Source organism: Meiothermus luteus (assembly GCF_003574085.1).
GTDB lineage: Bacteria > Deinococcota > Deinococci > Deinococcales > Thermaceae > Meiothermus > Meiothermus luteus.
The window spans coordinates 1-13,056 of sequence record NZ_QWKZ01000075.1 but is presented as its reverse complement, the minus strand read 5'-3'; the positions used below and the strand labels follow the sequence as shown (position 1 = coordinate 13,056).

Sequence of the window (13,056 nt, the reverse complement as noted above, 5' to 3'; positions counted from 1 at the left end):
CCCTCCTCTCTTCCCTCCCCCACCCCACCGATGGATTCTCCGCGCCGCCAGGAGCTCTCGCGCAACCTGGCCAGCCGTGTGTTGGCCCACATGCTGGGCACCACCGCAGCCCTCAATCGGGGGGTGCGCAGCGCGGATTTCTACGTGCTGCGCTACACCACGGTACCCGCGGTTCTGGTTGAGGTAGGCTACCTTAGCCATCCCCTAGAGGGGCTGAACCTCCTTGACCCCCACTACCTAGACCGGCTGGCCTACGGCCTTGCCCAAGGGGTGCTCGCCTACTTGGAAAACGACCACCCGCTGGAACCCAGACCCTAGGCTGGTGATGCCCGGCCCCGTCTGCTACCCTACTGGGCATGGACTGGGCCTTAAACCTCCTGCTCATTGCTTTGGGCGTAGTCCTCCTGTACTTTGGCGGAGAAGCTCTGGTCAAGAACGCAGTGGTGCTGGCCCGAAGCTGGGGGGTAAGCCCCATGGTGGTGGGGCTTACGGTGGTGGCCTTTGGGACCAGCAGCCCTGAGCTGGCTGCCAGCCTAGCGGCGGCCCTTTCAGGTAGCCCGGTCATCGCCCTTGGGAACGTGGTGGGCTCCAATATCCTAAACATCCTTTTCATCCTGGGGCTCACCGCCCTAATCCAGCCCATAAGGACCCAGGCCCAGTTCATCCGGCGGGAGATGCCCATCATGATTGGGGCCACGCTCCTGCTCTTTCCCCTGCTTTACGACCAGCAGATCGGACGAGGCGAGGGGCTCCTTCTGCTCCTGCTGCTTCCGCTTTACCTCTGGTTCTTGTTCAAAGAAGGTGAAACCCCCGAGGTGCAGGGTGAGTTTGAGCAGGAGTACGGGCAACCCCCCAAGGCAAGCTGGAAGAGCTATGCGGGGGTAGCGCTGGGGCTGGTGCTCCTAGGGGTAGGGGCCCGCGTCCTCACCCAAGGAGCGGTTGCCCTGGCCCAGGCCTTCGGGCTACCCGAGCTGGCCATTGGCCTTACGGTGGTCGCTTTGGGCACCAGCCTACCCGAGGTGGCGGCCTCCATCACCGCCGCGCTGCGGCGCGAACCGGACATTGCGCTAGGCAACATCGTGGGGTCAAACATCTTCAACATCTTAGGCATTCTGGGCGCTACGGCCTTGGTGAAGCCGATAGGCCTCCTATGGGAGAGCGTGTGGCGGGATGTGTGGGTCATGCTCGGGGCCAGCCTTTTGCTCTGGCCCTTTCTGGCCACAGGGCTGCGCCTAGGACGCCGTGAGGGTGGGGTTTTTCTTGGTCTGTATGCCCTCTACATCGCCTGGCTCCTGCGCGGCGCCCAAGGGGCCTAGCCACCCAAAAGGGAACAAAGCCCCACCACTGCCCGCTCCAGGGCCAGGCGAGGGTCCTTTCCAGTTTTTGCAGCCTGCTCAGCTTCCAAGAGAATTTCCAGGGCCCGCCCCACCGCTTCACCGCTCATCCCCTTAGCCAGCAGCAAGACCTGTTTGGCAGCCAGGGGATGAAGACCCAAGGCCTTTGCCAGGCCTCCCTCACCGAGGAGGGGATCATCCCGCAGGAGGGCCCAAGCCCGGGCAACCCGCACGTACTGCCAGGAAAGGGCCCCCAGGATGCGCAAGGGGTCTTCCCCCCGCCCCAGAAGCTCTTGCCCTAGGCGCAAGGCCTGGGCAAGCCGGCCCTCGGCGGTGGCCCGCACCAACTCAAAGCCCGAGAGGGGGGGCTCCAGGGCCACCAGGGCCTGCACCCTCTCCAAGGTGAGGGGAGGAGCGGCCAGGGTGAGCTTGCGCAGTTCCTGGTCAAGGGCCTCCAGGCCCATGGGGTTCTCCCTGCCCCCCACCAGCCCGGCCAGGTAGGAAACAACCGCCCCGCTCAGCTTCAGCCCGTGGTGGCGGGCGCGGTTGGCCACCCACTGGGCCAGCTCCCGGGGGCCCGGGGTGGGGTGGTCGCGCCTTTGGGCTTTCTCGGTGTACCAGCGGCTGCGAGAAGCGCTCGGCTTGGGGTCCAGGAGCAGGACCAAGGCCCCCCGGGGCAGGGCCTCCAGCACCTCCCGCAAAGGCTTCCACTCGGTCTCGGCCAGTTCACGCAGGTCCACCAGGGCCCCCCCCGGGCCAAACAGCCCCCCCTGGGCCTCCCGGGCCACCACCGCGGGGTCGGGGGGCACCAGCCGGGGAGGTAGACCCTGAAGTTGGGCCTCCTGCAGGAGCGCCTCACGGGCCAGGAATGGCTCACCAGTGAATACCAGAATCATTGCGCCGGCATCTCGGCCTCGGGCGGGGGAGAAGGCGGGGTGGGTTTCTGGAGGTCTTCCTCCTCCTCAGGGGGCCGGACCCCTTGGGTCTTGGCGTAGTCCCACCAAAGTTGCAAGAGCTGGGGCTCGAGCTCCATGGCCATCCCCTGGGCCCGGTTGAGCTCGTTGCGGGGCAGGCCGTTGTTGACCACCAGGCCTACTGGGTCCAGGGTGAACTTGGCCCAGGCCTGGCCATCCCGGGTCACGTAGACGTGCGGCCTTTCCTGGGCGCTGCCTGACTTGACGTAAAAGCGGAAACCGGCGCGGCGCAAAAGGGTCAGCACAGCTTTAGTCTACCGCCTGGGGCCAGAGGCGGCGCGTAAAATGGGGGTGGTGCGGCTGCGGTTCCTTCTGGCCCTAGCCCTTCTGGCGGGGTTTTTCTTCTATAGCTGGCGCGGCCTAGGCGATCTCTTCCGCGAGCGGGGCCGCTACACCGATGCGCTGGGCCTGATTCCCGCGGCCACCCCTCCACTGCGCTTCGGGGTGCCCTGCTTACAAGAACTGGCGGTGCGCTACCACCTGGAGCCCAAGCAGGCCACCTGCGCCCTTTGCCACCTGGGGGCCGTACACGGCGGCAATTTCAACCCCTTTGGCCAGGACTACCAGGCCGCTGCGCAGCGCATCCTGACCGGGATGGAGGGCACCGAGCGCAAGAGCATCTTCCAGCTCAGCCCGGCCCAGGTCCGCCAGGCCCTCGCGGAGGCCACCCGCGACGGGCTGGACTCCGACGGCGACGGGTACGACAACGACCTGGAGCTGCTTTTTGGCTTTCACCCCGGGGACGCGGCCTCCCGGCCCACCCGCCCGCCCGAGGTCCTTCTGGCCTACCGGGAAAGGCTGCGCCAGGCGGCCCGCTCGAGCCGGCTCGAGAGCCTCCTGCGCCAGGGAACAGGAGGGCCGGTGGAGCTGGGCCTCTGGGGCCATCCCGAGGGGGCCATCCCCTTGGTGCGGCTCGAGCGGCTGGCGCTGTACCAGGCCGCGCTAGAGGCCCCTTAGACACCTAAGCTGCCCACCCGCTGCTTCTCCACCGGAAGGCCAGTCAGCCCGTTGAAGGCGTCCACCTCTTCCAAGAAGCGGTGGAACAAGTAGAGGGAGTCGTGGGGGCCGGGGCAGGCCTCGGGGTGGTACTGCACGCTGAAGACCGGGTAGCGCAGGTGGGCCATGCCCTCCAGGGTTCCGTCGTTGAGGTTAATGTGGGTGGGCTTGAAGTCCTTGAGGGAGTCGGGGTCTACAGCGTAGCCGTGGTTCTGGCTGGTGATTTCAATCTTGCCGGTGAGCAGGTTCTTGACCGGGTGGTTGGCCCCCCGGTGGCCGAACTTAAGCTTGAAGGTGCGCCCCCCCGCCGCCAGGCCCAGCAGTTGGTGCCCCAGGCAGATGCCGAAGGTAGGCAGCAGGCCCATCAGCTTCCAGAGGGTCTCGTGGGCGTAGCGGGGCATGCTGGGGTCGCCGGGGCCGTTGCTCACAAATAGGCCGTGGGGTTCCAGGGCCATAATCTGCGCGGGGCTGGTCTTCCCCGGCACCACAATCAGCTCAAACCCCAGCTCGGCCATGTAGCGCATCTGGGCGTGCTTGATGCCGAAGTCCATCACCACCACCCGGCGGGAGCCCTTGAAGGTGGGAAACTGGTAGGGCAGCGGGGTAGAGACCTCGGGGGTCATGTCGCGCCCGTCAATATCGGTCCAGCGCCGGGCTTCCTCCCGCAGGGCCGAAAGGTCCTCGGGGGTGAAACGGTAGCCGGGTGAGCCGAAGTGGCTGGCATGGGCAATGACCCCCTTCAGCACCCCTCCCTCGCGAATCTTGCGCACCAAGGCCCGGGTGTCTATGCCTTCCAGCCCCACCACCCCGGTGTCCTGAAGGAACTCCTCCAGGCTCTGCTGGGCCCGGGGGCCCGCGGCGTAGCGGCTAAACTCCCGGGCTACAAAGCCCCGCACCCAGGGCCGGTTGCTCTCCATGTCAAAGACGTTCACCCCGTAGTTGCCCTGGTGGGGGTAGGTCATCACCACAATCTGCCCGTTGTAGCTAGGGTCGGTCAGAATCTCCTGGTAGCCGGTCTGGGCGGTGTTGAAGACCACCTCTCCCACGCTTTTGCCCCGGTGCCCAAAGGCGTAGCCGTGGTAGACGGTCCCGTCCTCCAGCACCAACACTGCGCGCTCTCTCATCTCAAGCTCCCCCACTCCATCCTAAAAGCCGGCAGTAGGCCTTTTGTAAGCCTCTTCCGGGCTCAGTATCTTGGTGACCCCTATCTCACGGCAGTTGTCGTAGAAGGGGCAGGCGCTGCACTCGGCATAGACCTTGGGCGGCAGGGCCTCGCGGGTGGTCACGTGGTAGCCCAGGCTGGTGAAGAACCGAACCTGAAGCGTCCAGGCGAAAATCTGGGGAATACCCAGGTCTTTGGCCTCCCGCTCGGCGGCCAGGGCGATCCAGCGGCCCAGACCCTGCCCCTGTCGCTCGGGGTGAATGGCCAGCCCCCGCACCTCGGCGATATCGTGCCACAGGATGTGCAAAGCTCCGCTGCCCACGATGTGCCCGTCCTCATCCTCGAGCACAAAGAAGTCGCGCAGGTTCTCGTAGAGGTGGTTGTGGCTGCGCACCAGCATCAGGCCCCGCTCGGCCCAGTACTTGATGAGCTGGTAGATCTGCTCCACGTCCTTTATGCGGGCCTTGCGCAGCTCTACATTGGCCTCGCGGCGCACCTTGGGCAAAAGGGTGGTGCCCAGTTCAATGAGGTCGCTCATGTCTCCACCTCGAGCCTGGCCTGGCGAAGGGCCTCCCGAACCGCCTCGGGCGCGGTGCCCCCATAGCTTTTGCGGCGGTGGATGGCGGTCTCCAAGCGGGTAAGGGCCAGGGCCTCCTCGCCGAACAGGGGGTGGAATCCCTGCAGCTCGGCGAGGCTCAGGTCGCAAAGCTCCTTGCCCGCCTCGGCGCAGTGGCGCACAAGCCGCCCCACCACGTGGTGGGCCTCCCGGAAGGGCACCCCCTGCAGGGCCAGATAGTCGGCCAGCTCGGTGGCCAAGGAAAAACCCGACTCGGCGGCTTGGGCCATGGCCTCGCGGTTCCAGCGGAGCCCCGGCAGCATGGCCGCAAGAAGCCGGACCGAGGCCCGGTAGGTGTCCACCGCATCAAAAAGGGGCTCCTTGTCCTCCTGAAGGTCTTTGTTGTAGGCCAGGGGAAGCCCTTTGGTCAGGGTGGCCAGGGCCACAAAGCCCCCCAGCACCCGTCCCACCTTGGCCCGGATAAGCTCCGCGTGATCGGCGTTCTTCTTCTGGGGCATGATGGAGGAGCCGGTGGAAAAAGCGTCGGGCAGCGTCACGAAGCCGAATTCAAAGGTGGAGTAGAGGACTATCTCCTCGGCCAGCCGGGAAAGGTTGACCTGGCCGATGGTCAGGGCGGCCAGGGCCTCCAAAACAAAGTCGCGCGAGGCCACTGCGTCTATGGAGTTGCGCATGGGCCGGTCAAAACCCAAGGCCTGGGAAGTGAAGTGGCGGTCAATGGGAAAACCGGTTCCCGCCAGGGCCGCTGCCCCTAAAGGGGACTCGTTGAGCCGCCTCAGGGCGTCCTGGATACGCCCCGCGTCGCGGGTCAGCATCTCGTAGTAGGCCAAGAACCAGTGGGAAAGGAGCACCGGCATGGCCCTTTGCAAGTGGGTGTACCCGGGCAGCACGAGGGGGGGCTCGAGGTGCTTTTCGGCCTCCTCCACCAGCACCCTACGCAAAGCCTTGAGTTCCCCTAGCAAGGCGCTGAACTCACCCCGCAGCCACAGCCGTAGGTCGGTGGCCACCTGGTCGTTGCGGCTGCGGGCGGTGTGGAGCTTGCCTCCCACCGGGCCCACCAGCTCGGTGAGGCGGGCTTCTATGTTCATGTGCACGTCCTCGAGCTCCTCGCGCCAGGGGAAGCGGCCCTCTAGTATCTCCTGCCGCACGCTCAGAAGGCCCTGGCGGATCTGCTCGGCTTCCTCGGGTCCCAGGATGCCCTGCCGGGCCAGCATGGCCGCGTGGGCCAGCGAGCCCTCTATGTCCACCAGGGCCAGGCGCTGGTCAAAGCTCCAGGAGGCGTTGAACTCCTGTGCGATCTTGCTGGGCGCTTCGCTGAAGCGCCCCCCCCAGGTCTTCTGCGCCCCTTGGCTCAACGCTCCTCCTAATCCTTAGGCTGGGCCTTGGCCCGCACCCTAAGCCGCAGCGAGTTTAGCTTGATGAAGCCTTCGGCGTCGGCCTGGTTGTAGCCGCCCTTTTCGTCAAAGGAGACCAGGCTCTTATCGTAAAGCGAGAGTGGCGACCTGCGGCCCGCCATGATGATGTTCCCCTTGTAAAGCTTGAAGCGCACCGTTCCGGTCACGGTCTTGGCCACGTGGTCCATGTAGGCTTGCAGGGCCTCTCGCTCGGGGGCGAACCAGAAGCCATTGTAGACCAGCTCGGCGTACTTAATCCCAAGCTGGTCCCGCTGGTGCAGCACCTCTCGGTCCACGGTGAGGCTCTCCACGGCCCGCCGGGCGTGGTAGATGAGGGTCCCCCCCGGGGTTTCATAGACCCCGCGCGACTTCATGCCCACAAAGCGGTTCTCCACCAGGTCCACCCGCCCAATCCCGTGCCGCCCTCCAATCTCGTTGAGTCGGGCCAGAAGGCTGGCGGGGGAGAGGCGCTCACCGTTCACCGCCACCACATCGCCGCCCTCGAGCTCCAGCTCCACCAGCTCAGGCTCATCTGGGGCGTCCCAGGGGTCCCGGGTCATGCGGAACATTCCGGCTGGGGGTTCGGCCCAGGGGTCTTCCAGGATGCCCCCCTCAAAGGAGTTGTGGAGCAGGTTGGAGTCCACGCTGTAGGGCTTTTCCAAGGTGGTGGGCACCGGTATTCCGTGCAGGGCCGCATACTCCATCATCTGCGGGCGGCTTACCAGGTTCCACTCCCGCCAGGGGGCGATGACCCGGATGTCGGGTTTGAGGGCGTAGGCAGTGAGCTCAAAGCGCACCTGGTCGTTGCCTTTACCGGTGGCCCCGTGGGCAATGGCCTCGGCCCCTTCCTCCTGGGCGATGCGCACCAGGTGCTTAGCGATGAGGGGGCGGGCAATGGAGGTGCCCAGCAGGTAGTAGCCCTCGTACAGGGCCCCGGAACGCATCATGGGAAAGACGAAGTCCCGCACGAACTCCTCGCGCAGGTCCAAGGCGTAGGCCTTGGAAGCCCCGGTCCTCAGGGCCTTCTGCCGAGCTTCCTCCACCTCCTCGCCTTGGCCGATGTCGGCAGTGAAGGTGATGACCTCGGCGTTGTAGTTCTCAATCAACCACTTGAGGATGATGCTGGTGTCTAGGCCGCCGGAGTACGCAAGCACGATCTTCATTCACTCACCTCTGGGCCGGGGAAACGCCCCGCGCGAAGCCATACACTACAACCTTGCCCCGGCGGACACAACCACCGTCCGGCCCCAACGCATCGCATAAGTATACGAGGGCTTCCCCGGCCAGTCAAGCTACTAAATCCGATCTGGAACCCTGCAAACCGCTGAATCGTCCGCATTTTTATTCCAAAAGTTAGGGGCGACCATCTGCATAATCCCAACCGCGGGAGGTCCATCTGGTAGCCTGGGCCCATGGAGTGGATGTATGCCGGGCTGGCCGGCTACCTGCTGGGCTCGCTGCCGTTCGCCTATTGGTTTGGAATCCTGCAGAACAAAAACCTGCTGGTGGAGGGCTCGGGCAACATCGGCGCCCGCAACGCCTGGCGGGTGCTGGGGGCTGTGCCAGGGCTTATGGTGCTGGCGTTGGACATCGGGAAAGGCCTGATGGCGGTGGCCCTAGGGGAGTTCCTAGCCCGGCACCCTGGGGGGGGGCTCCTGGGAGGGTGCCTGGCGGTGTGGGGCCACTGCTACTCGGTCTGGCTCCTGGGGCGGGGGGGTAAGGGCATCGCTCCCAGCCTAGGGGTCCTCTTCGCAGTCCACCCGGCGCTGTTGGGAGCGGCTTTGGGGTCCTTCGGGCTGGCCTACTTGCTCACCCGCCACCCCTACCGCAGCGTTCTGCTTTCGGCGCTGGCTTTCCCTCTGGCCTCGAGCTCGCTGGGGGCGAGCCTGGCTTATCTCTGGTTCGGCTTTGGGGTGGCCGTTCCGGTCATCCTCAAGCACCTAGCGGACTGGAACCGCCAGCCCTGAGGGGCCTGCAGGCTGGTAAGCTTAGCTTTGGAGGAGGTAGGGTGCTAGACGAAGCGCTGGTTAGCGAGCTGCTAAAACAGGCCCGAAGAGGAGGGGCCGACTTTGCCGAGCTCTACGTGGAGCGCTGGCGGCGGCGGGCCTTGCGGGTGCTCTCGGGCGAGGTGAAGGAGGCCACCAGCGGAATAGAGTACGGGGCAGGCCTCAGGCTCTTCTACGGCACCGAGGTGGTCTACGCCTACACCAACGATCTGAGCCCAGAGGGCCTGCTGGAACTCAGCGAAACCCTGGTGCGCCTAAAAGGCCAGGCCGGCCAAGTAGACCAGGCCGGACGGGGCGGGCTTGACTTCCGCAAGTCGGTGGCCCAGGGGCTGCACGCCCCAGCGGTGCCCCTTTCGGCCAAGGACAAGCACTACCGCTTGGAGCGCCTTTTAGAGGCCGAGGCCGGGGCCCGGGTGGCCCCCCAGATCAAGCAGGTACAGACCCAGCTCCTAGAGTGGGAGCAGGAGGTGCTGGTGGCCAACAGCGAAGGCGTCTGGTGCGAGGACCGCCGGGTGCGCACCCGGCTTTACGTAACCGCCATCGCCCAGGACGAGGGGGGCCTGCAGACCGGGGTGGCCGGGCCAGGTCTATCGGTGGGCCTCGAGCTCTTTGAGCGCTACCCCCCTGCCGAGGTAGGGCGCAAGGCGGGGCTGCAAGCCCTCACCAACCTGCGGGCCAAGCCCGCACCGGCCGGCACCATGCCGGTGGTCATCGGCAACGGCTTCGGGGGGGTCATCTTCCACGAGGCCCTGGGCCACCTGCTCGAGACCACCTCGGTCGCCCGCAAAACCAGCGTCCTGGCCGACCGGCTGGGTGAGAAGGTAGCCGCCGACTGCGTAACCTACATAGACGACGGCACCACTCCTCACGGCTGGGGCTCCTCCGAGTTTGACGACGAGGGCCGGCCCACCGAGCGCACCGTGCTCATCGAGAACGGCGTGCTCAAAAGCTACATGGTAGACCGCTGGGGCAGCCTCCTCACCGGATACCAACCCACCGGCTCGGGCCGGCGCCAGGACTACACCTTTGCCCCTACCTCCCGCATGCGCAATACCTTCATTGCCCCCGGCAAGACCCCCAAGGAAAAGCTCTTCGAGGGCATCGAGTACGGCCTGTACGCCGCCGACATGGGCGGCGGGCAGGTGCGGCCTGGCTCGGGGGAGTATAACTTTGCCGTCAAGGAAGGCTACATCATCCGCCATGGGCGCATAGAGGAGCCCGTGCGGGGGGCCATGCTGGTGGGCAAGGGCCCCGAGAGCATAAAGCGCATTGTGGCGGTATCGGACGACCTCGAGATGGGCCCCGGCATGTGCGGCTCGCTTTCGGGCAGCCTGCCGGTGGAGGTGGGCCAGCCCCACCTGCTCATCTCGGAGATTGTGGTGGGGGGTCAGGCCTGAGGGAGGGCACAATGACCTTTGAGGAAGCTAGGGACTACCTTTTGCAGAGGGCCCGGGAGCTGGGGCTGGAGCTCGAGGTGCTGGCGGTAAAAAGCCGCGAGCTTGCTGTGCAGGCCCGGGAGGGCCAAATAGAGGAGATCACCCAGGCCAGCCAGGGCGGGGTGGGCGTGCGGGCCGTGGTGGCGGGCAGGACCGGCTACGCCTACACCGAGGAGCTGACCCCCGAGGCCCTGGACTGGGTCCTGCAGGAGGCCCGCGAGAACGCCCTCTTGCAGTCGGAGACGGGGGGGTTCTTGCCGGCAGGGGGGGCGCTGGGCCAGCACGACCTGCTGGGCGAGGGGCTTTCGGCCCCGCTGGAGCAGAAGCGCCAAAAGGCCTTGGCCCTGGAGGCGGGTCTGCGGGCCGACCCCCGGGTCCAGCAGGTGCAGATGACCCGCTATGCCGAGTACGAAACCCAGGCCACCCTGGGCTCCACCCGGGGGGTCTTTGGGGCCTTTCGCAATGGCTACGCCCTGCTCCTAACCAGCGCGGTGATGGCCCAGGGGCAAAGCCTCAAGCAGGGCTACGAGTTCGATCTGGCCAAGGAGTTCCACGCCCTCGAGCCAGGCCGCACCGCGCAGGTGTTCTTGCAAAACACCGGCAGGCTGCTGGGAGCCCGCCCCCTCAAGACCGGGCGCTACAAGGCCTACTTTGAGCCCAAGGCTTTCGCCCAGTTGCTGGGCCTGATGGGCTGGTTTATGCTCTCGGCCAAAAATGTGTTGGAGGGCAAGAGCCTGCTGGCCGGCAGAATCGGCCAAAAGGTGGCCTCGGAGATCTTCACCCTGATAGACGACCCTACCCTCCCAGGTGGGCTGGCCTCCCGCCCCTTCGACGCCGAGGGCACCCCCGCCAAATGCACGGTGCTGATTGAGCGGGGGGTCTTGCGCACCTTTGCCCACAACACCGAGACCGCCCGCAAAATGGGCGTGGAGAACACCGGCCACGCCGCCCGCAGCTACAAAGGGGTGCTGGGCGTGGCCCCCACCAACCTGTTCGTGGAGCCGGGCCAGGGGGTGAGGCTGGACAACGGGGTTGTGGTCACCGACCTGATGGGCCTGCACGCCGGGGCCAACCCCATCTCGGGCGAGTTCAGCCTGCAGGCCCTGGGCCTCTGGGTGGAGCGGGGTGAGGTGGCCTACCCGGTGGAGAACTTTACCGTGGCCGGGAACTTCCTCGAGCTCCTTTCTGCCATCACGGCCCTGGGCACGGAGCTGGAGTGGAACCCCATGATGGGCGTCGTGGGCTCGCCCATGGTGGAGGTGGCCGAGCTCTCCTTCGCTGGGGCCTAGGATGCTGGGGTACCAGATCGGGCAGTCCCTGCGCATTGAGTTCTGGAAATACCCCGGCCACACCCTGCACTACTGGTGGGAGGCAGAAGTGGCCGAGCTGCGGGAGGAGGGGGTGCTGGTCCACATGCCTATCGGCTTCCGCTTCCACCACCACAGCAAAGGGCGCGTGGTGGAGGTGCCCCACCAGGCCTATGTGGCCTTCTTCGTGGGCCGCTGGTACTCAGGGGGGCCCGACCTGGACGCCCAGGGACGGGTGCTGGAGTACTACTGGAACATCCAGACCCCCCCGCGCTTTGAGGAGGAACGCATCTGGCAGTACGACCTAGAGATAGACCTGCGCTGCAAAGCCGACCATACCTGCCAGACCCTGGACCTAGAGGAGTTCAGCGCTAAGCTCCCGCTCTACCCGCCCGAATGGGTGGAAAAGGTCCGAAAAGCGGTGGAGGAGGTGGAGGCCCATATGCGGCGGGGGGCGTGGCCGGTGCGTCCGCCGGCGCAAGGCGGGGAGTGGCTGGAGCGGGTCTGAGGGCTTGACCCCACACCCCTGGCGGGGGACAATCTACGGGTATGCGAGGCCTGTCCAACCGCGTCCAGACCTTGAAGCCTTCCGCCACCGTGGCGGTGAACGCCAAAGCCATGGAGCTGCGCCGGCAGGGAGTGGACCTCATCGCCATGACCGCCGGGGAGCCCGACTTTGATACCCCCCAGTTCGTCAAGGAGGCGGCCATACGGGCCCTGGCCGCGGGCAAGACCAAGTATGCCCCGCCCGCCGGCATCCCAGAGCTGCGGGAGGCCATCAGCGCAAAGTTCAAGCGGGAAAACGGGCTGGAGATTCCCCCAGAAGCCACCGTGGTCACGGTAGGGGGCAAGCAGGCCCTCTTCAACCTCTTCCAGGCCATCCTCAACCCCGGGGATGAGGTAATCGTCATCGGCCCTTACTGGGTTAGCTACCCTGAGATGGTGCGCTTTGCCGAGGGGGTGCCGGTGGAGGTGCCAACCGGCCCCGAGTCGGGCTTTATCCCCGACCCCGCCGACATTGAGCGCAAGGTAACCCCCCGCACCAAGGCCATTGTGGTCAACTCCCCTGGGAACCCCACCGGCGCGGTCTACCCCAAGGAGGTGCTCACGGCCATCGCCGAGCTAGCCCAGAAATACGACTTCTACGTGGTCTCTGACGAAATCTACGAGCACCTCATCTACGAGGGCGAGCACTTCTCCCCTGCCCGGGTAGCTCCTGAGCGCACCATCACCGTCAACGGCGCGGCTAAAGCCTTCGCCATGACCGGCTGGCGCATCGGCTACGCGGGCGGCCCCAAGGAGGTCATCAAGGGGATTATTGACGTTTCCAGCCAGTCCACCACCAGCCCCGACACCATCGCCCAGTGGGCCATGGTGGAAGCCCTAAACAACGTGGAGGAAGCCCAGCGCTTTATCACCATGGCCCGTGAGGCCTACCGGGCCCGAAGGGGCATCATCGTGGAAGGCCTCAACGCCCTGGGCCTGCCCACCCCGCGGGTGAGCGGGGCCTTCTACGTGCTCTCGGACGTGTCGCGCATAGACCCCGACGAGAACCAGGCCGCCCTCAAGCTCCTCAGCGAAGCCCGGGTGGCGGTGGTTCCGGGCACCGACTTTGCCGCCCCCCGGCATGTGCGGTTCAGCTACGCCACCAGTGAGGAGAACATCCGCAAGGCCCTGGAGCGCATCGCGGCCATCCTCTAGAGCTCCATAGCGTAGGTTACCACCGCGCTTTCCTCCCGAAAACCCAGCCCCCGGTAGAGGGTCTGAGCAGCTTTCTCGTGGTCGTGGGCCCGCACCCGGAGGAGGTCAACGGTGGGCTGGGCAAAGGCCCATTCGGCCGCAGCGCCCAGCAGGGCCCGCCCCAGGCCCCGAC

General features: G+C 66.0%; 15 protein-coding genes. 8 read left to right on the top strand and 7 right to left on the bottom strand.

The window, feature by feature from the left end; all coding sequences use genetic code 11:
• Together Mlute_RS10900 and Mlute_RS10895 are read left to right on the top strand one after the other, a co-directional pair.
• Positions 1-318: N-acetylmuramoyl-L-alanine amidase family protein (locus Mlute_RS10900; RefSeq protein WP_147371072.1), on the top strand; the 318-nt coding region annotated here is incomplete at its 5' end.
• Between the two features lie 38 nt (positions 319-356).
• Positions 357-1,316 (top strand): calcium/sodium antiporter, encoded by a 960-nt coding sequence (locus Mlute_RS10895; protein WP_119360673.1) that lies wholly within the window; start codon positions 357-359, stop codon positions 1,314-1,316.
• On the opposite strand, the gene holA is transcribed toward Mlute_RS10895, so the two are convergent.
• Together holA and Mlute_RS10885 are read right to left on the bottom strand one after the other, a co-directional pair.
• Positions 1,313-2,230: a DNA polymerase III subunit delta gene (gene holA / locus Mlute_RS10890; protein ID WP_119360672.1), complete on the bottom strand. Its 918-nt coding sequence runs from the start codon at positions 2,228-2,230 to the stop codon at positions 1,313-1,315. The genes Mlute_RS10895 and holA overlap by 4 nt on opposite strands.
• Positions 2,227-2,553 (bottom strand): DUF4160 domain-containing protein, encoded by a 327-nt coding sequence (locus tag Mlute_RS10885; RefSeq protein WP_119360671.1) that lies wholly within the window; start codon positions 2,551-2,553, stop codon positions 2,227-2,229. Before Mlute_RS10885 ends, holA begins: the two co-directional genes overlap by 4 nt.
• Before the next feature lie 49 nt (positions 2,554-2,602).
• Between Mlute_RS10885 and Mlute_RS10880 the strand changes: the two genes are divergently transcribed.
• Positions 2,603-3,265: a hypothetical protein gene (locus Mlute_RS10880; RefSeq protein ID WP_245958940.1), complete on the top strand. Its 663-nt coding sequence runs from the start codon at positions 2,603-2,605 to the stop codon at positions 3,263-3,265.
• Here the strand turns inward: Mlute_RS10880 and carA are convergent.
• Genes carA through Mlute_RS10860 form a run of 4 tightly spaced genes read right to left on the bottom strand, consistent with a single transcriptional unit; the run spans position 3,262 to position 7,597 of the window.
• Positions 3,262-4,428: a glutamine-hydrolyzing carbamoyl-phosphate synthase small subunit gene (gene carA, locus Mlute_RS10875; protein WP_119360674.1), complete on the bottom strand. Its 1,167-nt coding sequence runs from the start codon at positions 4,426-4,428 to the stop codon at positions 3,262-3,264. The genes Mlute_RS10880 and carA overlap by 4 nt on opposite strands.
• A gap of 21 nt (positions 4,429-4,449) precedes the next feature.
• Positions 4,450-5,004 carry an N-acetyltransferase gene (locus tag Mlute_RS10870; RefSeq protein WP_119360669.1) on the bottom strand — a complete coding sequence of 185 codons (555 nt, stop codon included), beginning with the start codon at positions 5,002-5,004 and terminating at the stop codon, positions 4,450-4,452.
• Positions 5,001-6,395 carry an argininosuccinate lyase gene (gene argH / locus Mlute_RS10865; RefSeq protein WP_119360668.1) on the bottom strand — a complete coding sequence of 465 codons (1,395 nt, stop codon included), beginning with the start codon at positions 6,393-6,395 and terminating at the stop codon, positions 5,001-5,003. Before argH ends, Mlute_RS10870 begins: the two co-directional genes overlap by 4 nt.
• Positions 6,396-6,403: 8 nt before the next feature.
• Complete coding sequence (locus tag Mlute_RS10860; RefSeq protein WP_119360667.1) at positions 6,404-7,597, bottom strand: argininosuccinate synthase; 1,194 nt, start codon at positions 7,595-7,597, stop codon at positions 6,404-6,406.
• Positions 7,598-7,846: 249 nt separating this feature from the next.
• On the opposite strand from Mlute_RS10860, the gene Mlute_RS10855 reads away from it, so the two are divergent.
• The 5 genes from Mlute_RS10855 to Mlute_RS10835 are packed head-to-tail and all read left to right on the top strand — an operon-like array spanning position 7,847 to position 12,884.
• The gene (locus Mlute_RS10855) at positions 7,847-8,401 is read left to right on the top strand and encodes a glycerol-3-phosphate acyltransferase (protein WP_119360666.1); all 555 of its coding nucleotides are present in this window, start codon (positions 7,847-7,849) and stop codon (positions 8,399-8,401) included.
• 41 nt (positions 8,402-8,442) lie between these two features.
• On the top strand, positions 8,443-9,837 hold the full coding sequence (locus tag Mlute_RS10850) for a TldD/PmbA family protein (protein WP_119360665.1): 1,395 nt from the start codon (positions 8,443-8,445) through the stop codon (positions 9,835-9,837).
• Positions 9,838-9,848: 11 nt separating this feature from the next.
• Positions 9,849-11,165 carry a TldD/PmbA family protein gene (locus Mlute_RS10845; RefSeq protein ID WP_119360664.1) on the top strand — a complete coding sequence of 439 codons (1,317 nt, stop codon included), beginning with the start codon at positions 9,849-9,851 and terminating at the stop codon, positions 11,163-11,165.
• 1 nt (position 11,166) lies between these two features.
• Positions 11,167-11,691: a DUF402 domain-containing protein gene (locus tag Mlute_RS10840; protein ID WP_119360663.1), complete on the top strand. Its 525-nt coding sequence runs from the start codon at positions 11,167-11,169 to the stop codon at positions 11,689-11,691.
• Between the two features lie 41 nt (positions 11,692-11,732).
• Positions 11,733-12,884, top strand: a complete 1,152-nt coding sequence (locus tag Mlute_RS10835) for a pyridoxal phosphate-dependent aminotransferase (RefSeq protein ID WP_119360662.1) — start codon at positions 11,733-11,735, stop codon at positions 12,882-12,884.
• On the opposite strand, the gene Mlute_RS16155 is transcribed toward Mlute_RS10835, so the two are convergent.
• Positions 12,881-13,056 (bottom strand): GNAT family N-acetyltransferase (locus Mlute_RS16155; protein ID WP_147371071.1); only part of this gene is annotated, 176 nt, incomplete at its 5' end. The genes Mlute_RS10835 and Mlute_RS16155 overlap by 4 nt on opposite strands.